Source organism: Streptomyces sp. NPDC044002 (assembly GCF_056434525.1).
This window is the reverse complement of sequence record NZ_JBWKEZ010000119.1, coordinates 1-12,432: the sequence shown is the minus strand read 5'-3', so window position 1 is coordinate 12,432 and position 12,432 is coordinate 1. Positions and strand designations below refer to the sequence as shown.

The following is a 12,432-nucleotide window of genomic DNA, read 5'->3' as shown; positions in this document are numbered from 1 at the left end:
GGGCGCGCAGCGCCCGTACCGGGTCAGGGGCGGAGCCCCTGGGAACGGTGGAAGGGCGGGTAGGGGACCCCGCACCGCGCAGCGGCACACCCACCCGCACACGCCCCACCGGCAGAGGCCACCCGAACCGGCCCCGCCCCGCGGGCCGCCGGACGGAGTCCGGCGCAGCGGCGCGAAGCCGGTAAGGCCGCCCGCGGCCGCACCGCGCGAGCGGCGCGTTCAGAAGGCGTGGCCGCCCGCGGCCGAGCCGCGTGAGCGGCGCGTCAAAAAAGGGGAGCGGCGCGTCAAGAAGCTGCGGCGGCGGCCTGGCGGAAGCGGGTCGTGCGGTGGACCGGGTCGGTGTCGATGTGCGGGATGACGTGTTCGCCGATCAGCTTGATCGTCGTCATCGTGTCCTCGTACGACACCCCGGTCGGCAGGCCGAAGGACAGCTGGTCCGCCCCCGCCTGCTCCCACCGCTTGCACTGCGCCCGCACCTCCGACGGGTCCCCGCAGATCAGCAGCTCCTCCGCGATGAGCAGCTCGATGATCTCCGCGTTGTACTCCGGCAGGGTCTCCGGCCACTGCGGGATCGCCTCCGGCCGCGGGAAGGTGTCGTGGTAGCGGAACACCAGCGACTGGAAGCGGTTCATGTTCGCGTTGACGGCGATCTCCACCGCCTTCTCGTGCGTCTCGGCGCAGATCGCGGTCGAGGTGACCATCACGTTGTCGTTGACGAACGCGCCGATCGCCTTGGCCTCCTGGATGGCCGTCTTGTACTGCTCCAGGACCCACTCCATGTCGGAGACCTTCTGGACGCTGAAGCCCAGCACCCCCAGGCCCTTCTTCGCGGCCATGGCGTACGAGGAGGGGGAGCCGGCGGCGTACCACATGGCCGGGTGGGCCTTGCCGTACGGCTTGGGGAAGATCTTGCGCGGCGGGAGCGACCAGTGCTTGCCCTGGAAGCCCTCGTACTCCTCCTGGAGGAACATCTTGGGGAATTCCGCGATGGTCTCCTCCCAGATCTCCTTGGTGTGGTTCATGTCCGTGATGCCGGGGAGGAAGCCGAGGATCTCGTGGCTGCCGGCGCCGCGTCCGGTGCCGAACTCGAAGCGGCCCTTGGAGAGGTGGTCGAGCATGGTGACCTTCTCGGCCACCTTCACCGGGTGGTTGACCGGGGCGAGCGGGTTGAAGATGCCGGAGCCGAGGTGGATGCGCTCGGTGGCGGCGGCGAGGTAGCCGAGGAAGACCTCGTTGGCGGAGAGGTGGGAGTACTCCTCCAGGAAGTGGTGTTCCGAGGCCCAGGCGTACTTGAAGCCGGACTTGTCGGCCTGGATGACGTACTGGGTCTCCTCCAGCAGCGCCTTGTGCTCCGCCTCGGGGTCGACCTTGGACCGCGCCTCAGGCACGTATCCCTGCACGAAGAGCCCGAATTCCAAGGGGGTTCACCGTCCTTCGTTTTCTGACGTTGCGTCAGATTCTTCGATGGGTCCGACTGTTCCACCGCCGGGGCGGGACCGTCAAGAGAGCCGTAAGGGCTTATCTGACGAGCCGTCAGACTCGGTGTTCAGAGGATGCTGACGCCCGCCATCCAGCCGCCGTCCGCCACGAACGGCTGCCCGGTGATGTACGAGGAGTCGTCGCCGGTCAGGAAGAGGGCGAGCTTCGCGATCTCCTCCGGCCGCCCCACCCGGCCCAGCGGGACCACCCGCTTGTACAGCTCTGCCATCGCGTCCCTGGCCTCGTCCGTCATCCCCGCCGGGTCGAGCAGCCCGGGGTTGGCCATGGGGGTGTCCACCGCGCCCGGGCACATCGCGTTGACCCGGATGTTCTTCGCGGCCAGCTCCAGCGCCGCCACCCGCGTCAGCCCGAGGATCGCCGCCTTGGTCGCCGCGTACGCGCCCACGTACGCCATGCCCGTCAGGCCGGTGTAGGAGGAGGTGTTGACGATGGTCCCGCCGCCGGCCGCCCCGATCTCCGGGGCGAGCGCCTTGATGCCGAGGAAGGCGCCGACCTGGTTGACCTCGACCACCTGGCGGAACTCCTCCAGCGGGGTGGAGGCCAGCTCGTTGAAGCGCAGGATGCCCGCGTTGTTGACCAGCCCGTCGACCCGGCCGAAGGACTCCTTCGCGGCGGCCACCGCGGCCGCCCAGTCCTCCTCCCGGCTCACGTCCAGCCGCACGTACCGCACCCGGTCCGCACCCGCCTCCGCGGCGATCTCCTTCGCCACGGCGGCGCCCTGCTCGTCCAGTACGTCGCCCAGCAGCACCCGCGCGCCCTCGGCGGCGAAGAGGCGGGCCTCCTGCTCGCCCTGGCCGCGCGCCGCACCGGTGATGACGACGACGCGCCCGTCCAGCTTGCCCATGCCGTGCTCCCAGTCGTTGAGTCAGTCGTTGAGTCAGTCGTTGAGTCAGTCGTTGAGGAGGGGGGCCACCTCGGCCCCGAAAGCGGTGATCTGGTCCACGAGTTCGGCGCGGTCGCGATTGCGGAAGCGGACCTGGATCTGGTCCACGCCCAGCGCCGCGTACTCCCGGAGGGACTCCGCGAGCACCTCCGCCTTGCCGGCGAGGGTCCGGCGGCCGGTGTCCCAGCCGGGCTCGCCGACGTACAGCGGCTCGGTGATCGCGCCGACCTCGAACGGGCCCGCCACCCCGGCCGCCTCCCGCAGCTCCCGGATCCGGGCCACCTGCCCCGGGATGCGCTCGCGCGGGTCGCCCTGCGGGAGCCAGCCGTCGCCGCGCACGGCGGCCCGGCGGACGGCCGCCGGGGAGGAGCCGCCGACCCACACCGGGATCCGCTCCTGCGCCGGGCGGGGAAGCTGCCCGAGGTCCCGGAAGGAGAACCGCTCCCCCTCGAACTCCGGGAACTCCTCCGGGCCGAGGGCGGCGCGCAGCGCGTCCAGGCTCTCGTCCAGGACGGCCCCGCGGCGCTCGAAGTCGGCGCCGAGCACCTCGAACTCCTCCTGGACGTGCCCGGCACCGACCCCGAGGACCAGCCGGCCGCCGGAGAGGTGGTCGAGGGTCGCGTACTGCTTGGCGGTGAGCAGCGGGTGGCGCAGGCCGACGATCGCGACGTGGCTCAGCAGGCGCACCCGCTCGGTGATCCCGGCCAGGAAGGCCAGGGTGGCGACCGGGTCGTACCAGACGGTGCCCATGGGGCCGGCGAGGCGGCGCGGGATGGCGACGTGGTCGCAGGTGGCCACGTACCCGAAGCCGGCCCGGTCGGCGGCGCGGGCCACCTCGGCGAGGTCGGCCGCGCCGGCCGAGGCCTCCCAGGGCTCGGCGTAGATGGTGCTCTGCGACTGGACCGGGAGCTGCATCCCGTACTCCAGCCGGCCTTCCGGAAACACGCGTGCCATGCCGGGCCCGCCTCGCCTTCGTATGCCGGATCGTCGTGCAGTGCCGGGCCATCGTCGTAGCTGACGGGTCGTCAGGCAAGGGGTGGGGGGCCACCCCCCGGCCGGATGACACCGGCGGATGCGGCCAGGGGTACGGGTACGTCCCCCTACACTGCGGGAACGGGAAGGAGCACGACGATGCCCGACGCGAACATCCGCATCCCCGAGGAAGCCAAGGACGGACTCGCCGCCATAGCGGCTGGCGAGGGACTGTCCCTCCGCGCCTACCTGGCCCGCCTGGCCGAGACCCCGATCACCCCGATCACCCCGATCACCCCGATCACCCTGGCCGAACGCGCCGAACGCGCCCGCGTACTGCTGCGCGACTGGAACGGCTACGGACCGACGGAAGCCGAACAGCAGGAGCTGGACAACGAGCTGGACCGCCGACTGCACGAGCCGGGGTCCCGGTGACCGAGCCCGTACGCGCTGGTCGAGGCCGACCGGAACCGGCCGGCCCGGTACGGCGGAACACCTGGCGGCCCTGCCCGGCGTGATCGCCCTCGACCTCAACCCGTAGACCGGGGCTGTCCGGGCGGAGCGCGGAGCGCCTAGGGTGCGCGCGTGGAACTGATGCTGACGCTCATCAGCGGGGTCGCCTGGACCCTCGTGTACGTCGAGGCCGCGCGGGTCGGGCTGCGGGACCGGACCTGTGCCATGCCCGTCGCCGCGCTCGCGCTCAACTTCGCCTGGGAGGTCGTCTACGCCGTCGACGACATCGCCACCGGGCTGTCGCCGCAGGGCGTGGTCAACGTGGTGTGGGCCCTCGCCGACACCGTGATCATCTACACCTGGCTGCGTCACGGCCGGGCCGGACTGCCCGGCTTCGTCACCCGGCCGCTGTTCGCCGCCTGGAGCGCCCTCCTCCTCGGCACCGGCTTCACCGTGCAGCTGCTGTTCGTCGCGCACTTCGGGACGCAGGACGCCAGCCGGTACTCGGCGTTCCTGCAGAACCTGCTGATGTCCGGGCTGTTCATCGGCATGTACGCCGCCCGGCGCGGCCCGCACGGGCAGTCACTGCTCATCGCCGTCGCCAAATGGCTCGGCACCCTCGCGCCGACCGTCCTGTTCGGGGTGCTGGAGCGGAACGGCTTCGTGCTCGGGCTGGGGGTGCTGTGCTGCCTCTTCGACCTGGTCTACGTGGGGCTGATGGTGCTGCGGCCCGGCGCCGGTGCCGACGCCGGACCCGGTGCGGTCAGAAGCCTGCCGGTCCCATCACGATGACCGGCTTCGCCGCCGGGTCCAGGGTGCGCAGCAGCTGCTCCATCGCCGGCCTGGGCAGGCCCACGCAGCCCTGGGAGGGGCCGTCGTGGTCGACGTGGAGCCAGATGTTGCCGCCCTTGTCCTCGCCCTCCGGCATGCCCGGGTCCAGCGGGGAGACCCCCTTGCGGCGGTTGTAGTCGATCGCCACGACGTAGTCGAAGGAGCCGTCCAGGGACTCGCCGTTCACGCCCCGGCCCGAGGGGACGAAGCCGCGGTCCTGGTCGTAGGGGAGTTTCGTGCCGCGCGGGGGCGGCAGCAGGCCGCCCGCGTCGGTGAGGGAGTACACGCCCTCCGGGGAGGTCAGGTCCCCGTACTCGCGCTCCCGCTCGGCGGACCAGCCCTTGGCGCCGTTGCGGGCCGGCCACTGCCCGGACGCGGTCCAGTCCTTGCCCGCGGCGGGGCGGGTGAAGAAGGTGACGGTGGAGTCCGAGGAGTCCTTCGCCCTGCCGGTCACCAGCACGAGCTGGCGCGCGGCCGCCGGAATCCGGGCGCGGGTCGCCGCGCTGAGGGTGTCCGGCAGGCCCTGGAGGGCGTCCGCGCGGGGGGCGCCGCGCGTGGCGTGGCCCGGGGCGCCGCCCTGCGCCTGCGGCTGCTGCTTCGGGGCCTGGGCCTGCGGGCGGGCGTCCGAGCGGGCCGCCGGGACGGGCGCGCCGGGCTGTTCGTACAGCGCGTGCACCCAGCCGGCGCCGAAGGCGAGCAGCCCGAGGGCGGCCACGACGATCAGCGCCGTCGGCGGGCGTCCACGGGAAGCGGAACGCCGGCGGTCGGCCGTACGGGCGCGGGAGCCGGAGCGGGCTCGGGCGTGCTTGCTCATCCACCCGAAGGTACATCAGGTGATCATCGTTCCCCGCGAACGGCGGTCTCCGGCACCCCGTGCGGCGCGGGGTCCCGTACGACGGTCAGCGCGGCGGCGGCCCGGGCGGGGGCGGACCGGGCGGCGGCGGACCGGGCGGCGGCGGACCGGGCGGCGGCGGCCCGGTCGGGGGCGGCCCGCCCACCCGGGGGCGGAAGCGGAACCCGCGGCGGGGTCGGATGCGGGCCCTCGGCCGGGGGTGCCCCGGAGGGGACGGCCGATGTCGGTTCCGTCGCCGTCAGGAACGTGTGGTCCACCGGGCGCTCGCCGGAGTCGGGAGAGGCGGGACAGGGGGAGGGGCCGGCAGCACCACGCGGGGCGCAACCGACCCCTCCCGTCCCGGTACCGCCCGACTTACCCTGATCTGATGAGAACTCCACGTCAGGCAGCGCGCATTGTCGTCCTCTCACCCAGCGGATCGGTGTTCCTGTTCCGCGAGAACAACGTGGAAGTCGGGATCCACTGGCTGCCCCCGGGCGGCGGCATCGACCCCGGCGAGACCCCCGAGGAGTGCGTGCGGCGCGAGCTGCGCGAGGAGACCGGCTGGACCGACCTGGAGCCGCAGCGGCTGCTGTGCACCTGGGAGCACGACTTCACCCACCAGGGCATCCCGGTCCGCCAGCACGAGCACATCTACGTCACCACCGGCCCCCACCGCGAACCGGTCCTCGAAGAGCCCGGAATCCACTGGCAGTGGCTCTCCCCGGAGCGCCTGGCCGGCCTCGGCGAACCCCTCTGGCCCCCGCGCCTGCCGGAACTCCTCGCCCGCACCCCCGCCGAACCGGTCCACCTGGGCCTGATCGCCTGACCTTCCGCACCCCGCTCCTCAGCGGTCGCGCCCGCCCGTGCGCACCGCGCCCGCGCTCGCCACGACGACGAGCGCGACGGCCGCGCACTGGACGGGCGAGAGCCCCTGGTCCAGCACCAGGTAGCCGGCCACCGCCGCGACGGCGGGGGACAGACTGGCCAGCACCGCGAAGGTGCCCGCGGGCAGCCTGCGCAGGGCGAGCAGCTCCAGGGTGTACGGCACCCCCGAGCTCATCACCGCGATGGCCAGGCCCAGGGCGAGCACGCCCGGCTCCAGCAGGGCCGCGCCCGCCGATCCGATGCCGAGCGGCAGGCTGACCAGGGCGGCGACGGCCATCGCGATCGCCAGGCCGTCCAGGCGCGGGAACCGGGCGCCCGCCCGGGCGCTGAGCACGATGTACGCCGCCCACATCGCGCCGGCGCCCAGCGCGAACGCCACGCCCGCCCCGCCGAGTCCGTCGAAGCCGCCCCGGCCCAGCAGGAACACCCCGGCCAGCGCGAGCGCCGCCCACAGCAGGCTCGCCGGGCGCCGCGAGACCGCCACCGACAGCAGCAGCGGCCCGAGCACCTCGAAGGTCACCGCCGCGCCCAGCGGGATGCGGTCGACGGCCTGGTAGAAGAGCAGGTTCATGCCGCCCAGGGCCAGGCCGAAGCCGACCGCCACCGCCCAGTCCCCGCGCGCGTACCCGCGCAGCCGGGGCCGGGCGACGGCCAGCAGCAGCACCGCCGCGAAGGCCACCCGCAGCGCGACCGTCCCCAGGGCCCCGGCCCGGGGGAACAGCAGCGCGGCGAAGGCCGACCCGAACTGCACCGACAGCGTCCCGGCCAGCACCAGCCCGACACCGCCGAGGGTGCCGCGGCCGGCGGGGTGGCGGAGGAGGCGGGGGGTGGGGGAGGTCGTCGTACCGGAAGGCGTGGAGGTGGGCGTCGTGGAGGTGGTGGAGGTCATGGGTTTCACGCTAGGAACCGGGCCGCGCCGTGTGAAATGCCGAATGGCGGGCGGTTATGCTCCCCAGGCATGACCATCGAGCTGCGGCACCTGCGCGCCTTCCTCGCCATCGCCGACGAGGGCAACGTCACCCGCGCCGCCGCCCGCCTCCACATCGGCCAGCCCGCACTCTCCCGCACCCTGCGCCAACTGGAGGACCACCTCGGCGCCCGCCTCGTCGACCGCTCCACGCACCACCTGGAACTGACCGCGCAGGGCCGCACCTTCCGCGACAAGGCCCGCGCCGCCGTCGCCGCCGTGGACGCCGCCCTCGACCCCGGCGGACTGCACAGCTGGCCGCTGCGCCTGGGCCACACCTGGGCGGCGCTCGGCGACCACACGATCCCGCTGCTGCGCCGCTGGGACGAGTCCCGCCCGGACGTCCCGCTGGAGCTGCTCCGCGTCGACGACCCCACCGCCGGCCTGACCCAGGGCAAGGTCGACGCGGCCCTGCTGCGCGGAGCCGTCACCGCACCCGGACTGCGCACCGCGACGCTGCTGGAGGAGGACCGGGTCGTGGTCGTGCCGGCCGACAGCCCGCTGGCCGCACTCCCCCGCGTCACCCTGGCCGACCTCACGGGCCGCCCCATCGCCCTGAACACCGTCTCCGGGACCACCACCCTGGACCTGTGGCCCCGGGCGGCCCGTCCCGCGCCGGTGATCGAGGTGACCAACACCGACGAGTGGCTCATGGCCATCGCCGCCGGGCGCGCCCTGGGCGTCACCACCTCGGCGACCCCCAGCAACCACGCGCACCCGTCACTGGTCTACCGGCCCCTGGCCGACGCCCCGCGCGTCCCCGTCGTCCTCGCCTGGCGCGAGGGCCCCGTCCATCCGGCCGTACCGGACCTGCTCGCGCTGGCGCGGGAGATCCTGGCCGCTGCGTAGGCACGGGTGGCGGGGTCGTACGACGACCCCGCCCGCACCCGCCTGGTGCGGGACTTCGTCGCGGCCCGCCCGGCGCCCTGGTACGAGGACGTCGGCGCGGACCGACGACGGGGCCCCTGTTGCCTCTGCGCCCTGCGGTGGACGCATCCGAGGGGCGGCGGGACGATGAAAGCCACACTGCTTTTCGCCGAGCCCCTTCCCCGAACCCCAATGAGGCGATTGCGAGGTGTGGTGATGAGGCTACGACGCGCTGCCGCCGCGGCGGTTGTACCGGTCCCCCTGCTGTGCGTCTGGATGGCCCCACCTGCCGCCGCGGCCAGTACGCACACCATCACCGTCACGGGTCGGCTGTTCGTCACGAACGCGCCCGGCCTCGGGTCATCGAGAAGCTCCGTGACAACCCTCCTGAACATGACGACCGCCCTGAGCCACGACAGACCGCAAAGCACGCTGACCAAGTCGGCGTGTGCGGGCGGCCAGGCCCGGGGCGTCCTGACCGTCCACTTCCAGCTCAGGTCCAACGAATCGGTCGTGGTCTCACCCACACTCCAGCTCTTCGAGGGATCGAGCTGCAACTCCAACGACCTCGACGGCCAGGATGAGGGCATTCAGACAGCCTTCGCCCCCCGCAAGGGCCTGGAATGGAATCTGACGGCCCGCAACACCGAGTTCAACTCCCCCGACTTCGCCACTGCCACCGTCACGTTCCAACACGCCGCCGGCACCGGAACGGGGATCGGTCGACCGGCCGAACCGTCGGCCGTGATCCCGACCAGAGTCGCCGAGGACCCTTCCAGCGTGCGTGTGCAGTGGGAGAACCCCGCGACCGACGAGACGAGGATGGAGATCCGCAACACCACTCTCAACCAGACCAAGAGTCTGCCCCGGGACAGCACGACCTTCACCTGGCCCAACCTGCCTTTGGGCAAGCAGTGCTTCCAGGTGCGGGCGGTCAACGACGTCGGTCCGTCGGACTGGACGCCGGTCAATCCCAAGGGCGAGTGCGTCTGACGACGGCCGTACCGGTGCAGTGCTCGGCTTCCCCATTCCCGGGACCGGCGCGCCGGACTACGTGGCGACGCGCCGGACGCGTCGCCGCTTCCCCTGTCCGGGCCCCCGGATCAGCGCTGGCCCGAGGCCCGCGCGTAGAGCTTTGCCGCGTAGTCGCCGAGGACCGTGCTCGTGGAGACGTCGTCGGTGTCCCCGCCGGTCAGGATGCCGATGATCTTCCCGTCGCGGCCGATCCAGGCACTGCCGCTGGTACCGCCCGGGAAGTCGGAGCAGTCGAAACGCTGCTGCCGCTCGCCGGTGCGGGCGGCGACGGCCGTGCAGGTACGCGGAACCTTGCGGTCGGCGGGGTAACCCGTCACCGTGACCTCCTCGCCCGCGCGGCCGGAGGTGTCCAGGGGCGCGCCACCGGTGACGGCCTCGACGGTACGGCCCTTCTCGTCGGGGGCGAGGCGGGCGAAGGCGAGGTCGTAGTCGTCGTCGGTACCCTCGGCCCAGCGCTCGTCCTCGAAGACCTCCTCGATCTTCCACACCCCGTACGGGGCCGTCCCGTTCACGTACCCGGGGACGAAGACGGCACCCTTGCCGCCGGTCTGCTTGCCCTCCATCAGGCAGTGCCCGGCGGTGACGATCAGGTTCTTGCCGGGGCTGCGCACGACGGTGGCGGTGCAGAAGTGCTCACCGTCCAGGCCGCCGGTGAAGAGGGCGCCGGTGAACGCGACGGGCACGCCGGGCTGGGGGCTCGCGGCGGCCGGCGGAGGCGTGGCGAGCTGCGGCTTGGACACCTGCGCCCGCGACGGCCCGGACGGCGACGCCGCGGGCGCTGCCGACTTGGCGCGCACCGGCGCGGCCGCCTCGGGCGGCGGAGCCAACTCGGCCACCACCGCCGACGCGCCGAGCGCCGCCAGCGCGCACAGCACCCCCGTCACCACGGACCGCTTGTCCACCGCCATGATCCCCTCCCGCTTCGCCCCGGCGAGCATGCCCCGCGGACATGCCAAGGTGCAAGGCCGGAGGGCTGGGCGGGGTGGTGTTGGCGGGATTCAGCCTGGCCGAATCAGAGCAGGTTGGGGGCTTCCCGTCAGTCCCATCGTCCTTCCGGTTCGGGCCGGTCCCTCAAGGGCGCTCCTTCGTCGCGTCGCTACGCGATCGCCTACGGCGACCCTTGACCGACCGACCCGAACCGGAAAGCCGAAAGACTGCCGGGAAACCCCCAAAGAAACGGCACGGTCCAGAGGAGGAGGGACGGGTCCGTCAGCGATGGGCGAGGGGCCGGGGGCCGGCCGCCGGGCATCCGGGCCCGTCCCGTCACGATTCCGGGCCAGGGGCGCGACTACCCGCACGAGAGGCCGATCAGAGCGACCTCCAGACCCCCCAAGCGCGACAGATCGCTACGCGCTCCTCGAATCTCAGCGTCCGACGACCGTCCTGGGCCGATACCCGCACCAGAGGGCGAACAGAGCAGCCCAGGGAACCGACAGGCGCGACAGATCGCTACGCGCTCCTCCCGGCTTGGCGTCGGACGGCCGGCTGGGGCTGATGCCCGTGCCGGAGGACAATGGGCCCATGAGCGGGAAGTACGCGGACCTGGACGGCGTCCTGGGCATCGGCGAGGACGCCGATGGGGTCGCGTTCTATGTGCTGATCACAGCGGGCGAGCTCGGCTACGACCGGAGCGGGGAGGTCTTCGACCACATCCAGGTCGTCCTCTTCCAGACGGCGGCGCCGGGCCGGCCGGCGGACGCGAACGACATGTTCGAGACCGACGAGCTGGACGGCCTGGCCGACGAGCTCCGTCGAGGGATCCTCGACTGGTACGGCGACCGCATGGAGTTCCGACTCCCCACCCCCGCAGAGCGCGACCGGATCCACGCCGCCACCGGTTGGACTCAGGCACCGCCGAACGCGAGATAGGTCCAGGACACCCCGGGCCGTCCGTGCGGGTCCTCGCGTTCCGCGAGGTGGAGGAGGTCCAGCCCGCACGTCCGGGCGAGGTCGACGGTCTCCCGTGCGGTGACGGCGAACATCCGCCGGCCTGCCGGCACCGGCCCGTGCCGCAGCGAGAGCACCACTCGGCCCCCGCTCGCCAGCAGACCGGCCAGCCGGGCCATCCCTGCCACGCGCTGCCCTGCGTCGAGGTGCATCCAGACCGCCGTCAAGAGGATCAGGTCGAAGGTCCGCGTGCCCATGGCCGACAGCTCGGGCAGTGCGTCATCGGCCCACTCGATCCCCCGCCCCGCATGGATGCGCATCCCCACCGCGCGCAGTTCACTGGTCGGTTCGACGGCGACCACCCGATGTCCTCGTGCGGCCAATGCCGCCGCGTCCCGCCCGCTGCCCGCCCCGACGTCCAGGACCGAGCCCGGCCGGGTCGGGAACAGGTGCAGGACCTCACGGTGCACCTCTTCGAAGGTCACGCTCTCGTACTGCTCGGCCAGCACCTCGGCCGCCTCGCCATATCCGACCGTGCTGGCCAACACCCGCCCGCCGAAAGCCTCGTCATCCATGGCAACGGACCCTATGACGCTCCAGATCAACCTCTCGTGCGGGTATCGGCCACAGACGGTCGCCGAGACGAGACGAGACGAGCGCGTAGCTTCCTAATGCTGTTGTCAAGCGGTTGTGGTGACCGGGGGTGTGACTTGGTCGCAGCGTCGGTCACGGATCAGGGCCCAGATGACGCTGACGCGTCGGCGGGCGAGGGTGAGCACGGCCTGGACGTGCTTCTTCCCCTCGGCGCGTTTGCGGTCGTAGAACTTCCGCGAGTTCGGGTCGTAGCGGACGCTGACGAGGGCGGAGGTGTAGAAGACGCGCTGGAGTCTGCGGTGGTAGGCGACCGGCCGGCGGAGGTTGCCGCTGACCTTGCCCGAGTCGCGTGGTGCGGGAGCGACGCCGGCGAAGGCCGCCAGGGCGTCCGGGGAGTCGAACTCGTCCAGGCTGCCGCCGACGGCTGCGAGGAACTCTGCGCCGAGGGTCTCGCCGATGCCGGGGACGCTCACTCGTACGTGTACAGGCTCAGCGCCGTAGGCTCCAGCAGCGCCCACTTCCGGAACCACGACGCCACCCGCCTCGGCCGCGTCAGGTACCTGGCCGCACCCCGCACCGCCCCGAAGCAGTCGAGCTGCTCCTCCACCAGCTCGACGAACTGTTCACTCGGTTGACGCTTCTCCCCCGTAAACGGGGGAGATTCCCACTGTGCCACCGCTGTTTCCAGCACGTGCGTAGTGGTTCCTGCTTCATCACCCGCTG

At 72.6% G+C, this 12,432-nt stretch carries 13 protein-coding genes and 2 pseudogenes; 6 read left to right on the top strand and 9 right to left on the bottom strand.

From position 1 onward, the window contains the following. Window positions 1–284 precede the first annotated feature (284 nt). The 3 genes from AC07A6_RS40325 to AC07A6_RS40315 all read right to left on the bottom strand — a co-directional run bounded on the left by AC07A6_RS40325 (window position 285) and on the right by AC07A6_RS40315 (window position 3,337). Window positions 285–1,418 (bottom strand): LLM class flavin-dependent oxidoreductase, encoded by a 1,134-nt coding sequence (locus tag AC07A6_RS40325; protein WP_478780412.1) that lies wholly within the window; start codon window positions 1,416–1,418, stop codon window positions 285–287. Between the two features lie 128 nt (window positions 1,419–1,546). Further along, window positions 1,547–2,344 carry an SDR family NAD(P)-dependent oxidoreductase gene (locus tag AC07A6_RS40320; protein ID WP_362473091.1) on the bottom strand — a complete coding sequence of 266 codons (798 nt, stop codon included), beginning with the start codon at window positions 2,342–2,344 and terminating at the stop codon, window positions 1,547–1,549. 45 nt (window positions 2,345–2,389) lie between these two features. Next, a complete protein-coding gene (locus AC07A6_RS40315) occupies window positions 2,390–3,337 on the bottom strand; it encodes a TIGR03619 family F420-dependent LLM class oxidoreductase (protein WP_386275235.1) in 948 nt (315 codons plus the stop codon). 177 nt (window positions 3,338–3,514) lie between these two features. Here AC07A6_RS40315 and AC07A6_RS40310 point away from each other — a divergent pair, with 177 nt between their 5' ends. Together AC07A6_RS40310 and AC07A6_RS40305 are read left to right on the top strand one after the other, a co-directional pair. Further along, the gene (locus AC07A6_RS40310) at window positions 3,515–3,790 is read left to right on the top strand and encodes a hypothetical protein (protein WP_478780411.1); all 276 of its coding nucleotides are present in this window, start codon (window positions 3,515–3,517) and stop codon (window positions 3,788–3,790) included. Window positions 3,791–3,949: 159 nt separating this feature from the next. Then, on the top strand, window positions 3,950–4,600 hold the full coding sequence (locus tag AC07A6_RS40305) for a transmembrane-type terpene cyclase (RefSeq protein WP_478780413.1): 651 nt from the start codon (window positions 3,950–3,952) through the stop codon (window positions 4,598–4,600). Here the strand turns inward: AC07A6_RS40305 and AC07A6_RS40300 are convergent. Further along, window positions 4,572–5,453: a L,D-transpeptidase family protein gene (locus tag AC07A6_RS40300; RefSeq protein ID WP_478780410.1), complete on the bottom strand. Its 882-nt coding sequence runs from the start codon at window positions 5,451–5,453 to the stop codon at window positions 4,572–4,574. The two genes, AC07A6_RS40305 and AC07A6_RS40300, sit on opposite strands and share 29 nt — an antisense overlap. Window positions 5,454–5,859: 406 nt before the next feature. Here AC07A6_RS40300 and AC07A6_RS40295 point away from each other — a divergent pair, with 406 nt between their 5' ends. Beyond that, window positions 5,860–6,300: an NUDIX hydrolase gene (locus AC07A6_RS40295; protein WP_362473102.1), complete on the top strand. Its 441-nt coding sequence runs from the start codon at window positions 5,860–5,862 to the stop codon at window positions 6,298–6,300. An 18-nt stretch (window positions 6,301–6,318) separates the two neighbouring features. On the opposite strand, the gene AC07A6_RS40290 is transcribed toward AC07A6_RS40295, so the two are convergent. Next, entirely contained in the window at window positions 6,319–7,248 is a 930-nt protein-coding gene (locus AC07A6_RS40290; protein WP_478780409.1) for an EamA family transporter, read from the bottom strand. A 69-nt stretch (window positions 7,249–7,317) separates the two neighbouring features. Between AC07A6_RS40290 and AC07A6_RS40285 the strand changes: the two genes are divergently transcribed. Next, window positions 7,318–8,175, top strand: a complete 858-nt coding sequence (locus tag AC07A6_RS40285) for a LysR family transcriptional regulator (protein WP_478780408.1) — start codon at window positions 7,318–7,320, stop codon at window positions 8,173–8,175. Between the two features lie 411 nt (window positions 8,176–8,586). After that, window positions 8,587–9,186, top strand: coding sequence for a fibronectin type III domain-containing protein (locus AC07A6_RS40280; protein WP_478780407.1), 600 nt, complete (start codon window positions 8,587–8,589; stop codon window positions 9,184–9,186). Between the two features lie 110 nt (window positions 9,187–9,296). Here the strand turns inward: AC07A6_RS40280 and AC07A6_RS40275 are convergent, their stop codons facing one another. Next, window positions 9,297–10,136, bottom strand: coding sequence for a trypsin-like serine peptidase (locus AC07A6_RS40275; protein WP_386275230.1), 840 nt, complete (start codon window positions 10,134–10,136; stop codon window positions 9,297–9,299). Window positions 10,137–10,749: 613 nt separating this feature from the next. Here AC07A6_RS40275 and AC07A6_RS40270 point away from each other — a divergent pair. After that, window positions 10,750–11,097 (top strand): hypothetical protein, encoded by a 348-nt coding sequence (locus AC07A6_RS40270; protein WP_478780406.1) that lies wholly within the window; start codon window positions 10,750–10,752, stop codon window positions 11,095–11,097. On the opposite strand, the gene AC07A6_RS40265 is transcribed toward AC07A6_RS40270, so the two are convergent. From AC07A6_RS40265 to AC07A6_RS40255, 3 genes and pseudogenes are all read right to left on the bottom strand, one after another. Then, window positions 11,073–11,690 (bottom strand): class I SAM-dependent methyltransferase, encoded by a 618-nt coding sequence (locus tag AC07A6_RS40265; RefSeq protein ID WP_478780405.1) that lies wholly within the window; start codon window positions 11,688–11,690, stop codon window positions 11,073–11,075. The two genes, AC07A6_RS40270 and AC07A6_RS40265, sit on opposite strands and share 25 nt — an antisense overlap. A gap of 105 nt (window positions 11,691–11,795) precedes the next feature. Continuing rightward, window positions 11,796–12,182: pseudogene (locus AC07A6_RS40260) on the bottom strand (transposase); the annotation flags it as partial. Continuing rightward, window positions 12,179–12,432 (bottom strand): annotated as a pseudogene (locus AC07A6_RS40255) (transcriptional regulator); the annotation flags it as partial. The pseudogenes AC07A6_RS40260 and AC07A6_RS40255, both read right to left, overlap by 4 nt.

Excerpts from the sequence above, each read along its gene's own strand:
- AC07A6_RS40320 (WP_362473091.1), bottom strand. The coding sequence starts at position 2,344 with ATGGGCAAGCTGGACGGGCGCGTCGTCGTCATCACCGGTGCGGCGCGC.
- AC07A6_RS40315 (WP_386275235.1), bottom strand. The coding sequence starts at position 3,337 with ATGGCACGCGTGTTTCCGGAAGGCCGGCTGGAGTACGGGATGCAGCTC.
- AC07A6_RS40310 (WP_478780411.1), top strand. The coding sequence starts at position 3,515 with ATGCCCGACGCGAACATCCGCATCCCCGAGGAAGCCAAGGACGGACTC.
- AC07A6_RS40305 (WP_478780413.1), top strand. The coding sequence starts at position 3,950 with ATGCTGACGCTCATCAGCGGGGTCGCCTGGACCCTCGTGTACGTCGAG.
- AC07A6_RS40300 (WP_478780410.1), bottom strand. The coding sequence starts at position 5,453 with ATGAGCAAGCACGCCCGAGCCCGCTCCGGCTCCCGCGCCCGTACGGCC.
- AC07A6_RS40295 (WP_362473102.1), top strand. The coding sequence starts at position 5,860 with ATGAGAACTCCACGTCAGGCAGCGCGCATTGTCGTCCTCTCACCCAGC.
- AC07A6_RS40290 (WP_478780409.1), bottom strand. The coding sequence starts at position 7,248 with ATGACCTCCACCACCTCCACGACGCCCACCTCCACGCCTTCCGGTACG.
- AC07A6_RS40285 (WP_478780408.1), top strand. The coding sequence starts at position 7,318 with ATGACCATCGAGCTGCGGCACCTGCGCGCCTTCCTCGCCATCGCCGAC.
- AC07A6_RS40280 (WP_478780407.1), top strand. The coding sequence starts at position 8,587 with ATGACGACCGCCCTGAGCCACGACAGACCGCAAAGCACGCTGACCAAG.
- AC07A6_RS40275 (WP_386275230.1), bottom strand. The coding sequence starts at position 10,136 with ATGGCGGTGGACAAGCGGTCCGTGGTGACGGGGGTGCTGTGCGCGCTG.
- AC07A6_RS40270 (WP_478780406.1), top strand. The coding sequence starts at position 10,750 with ATGAGCGGGAAGTACGCGGACCTGGACGGCGTCCTGGGCATCGGCGAG.
- AC07A6_RS40265 (WP_478780405.1), bottom strand. The coding sequence starts at position 11,690 with ATGGATGACGAGGCTTTCGGCGGGCGGGTGTTGGCCAGCACGGTCGGA.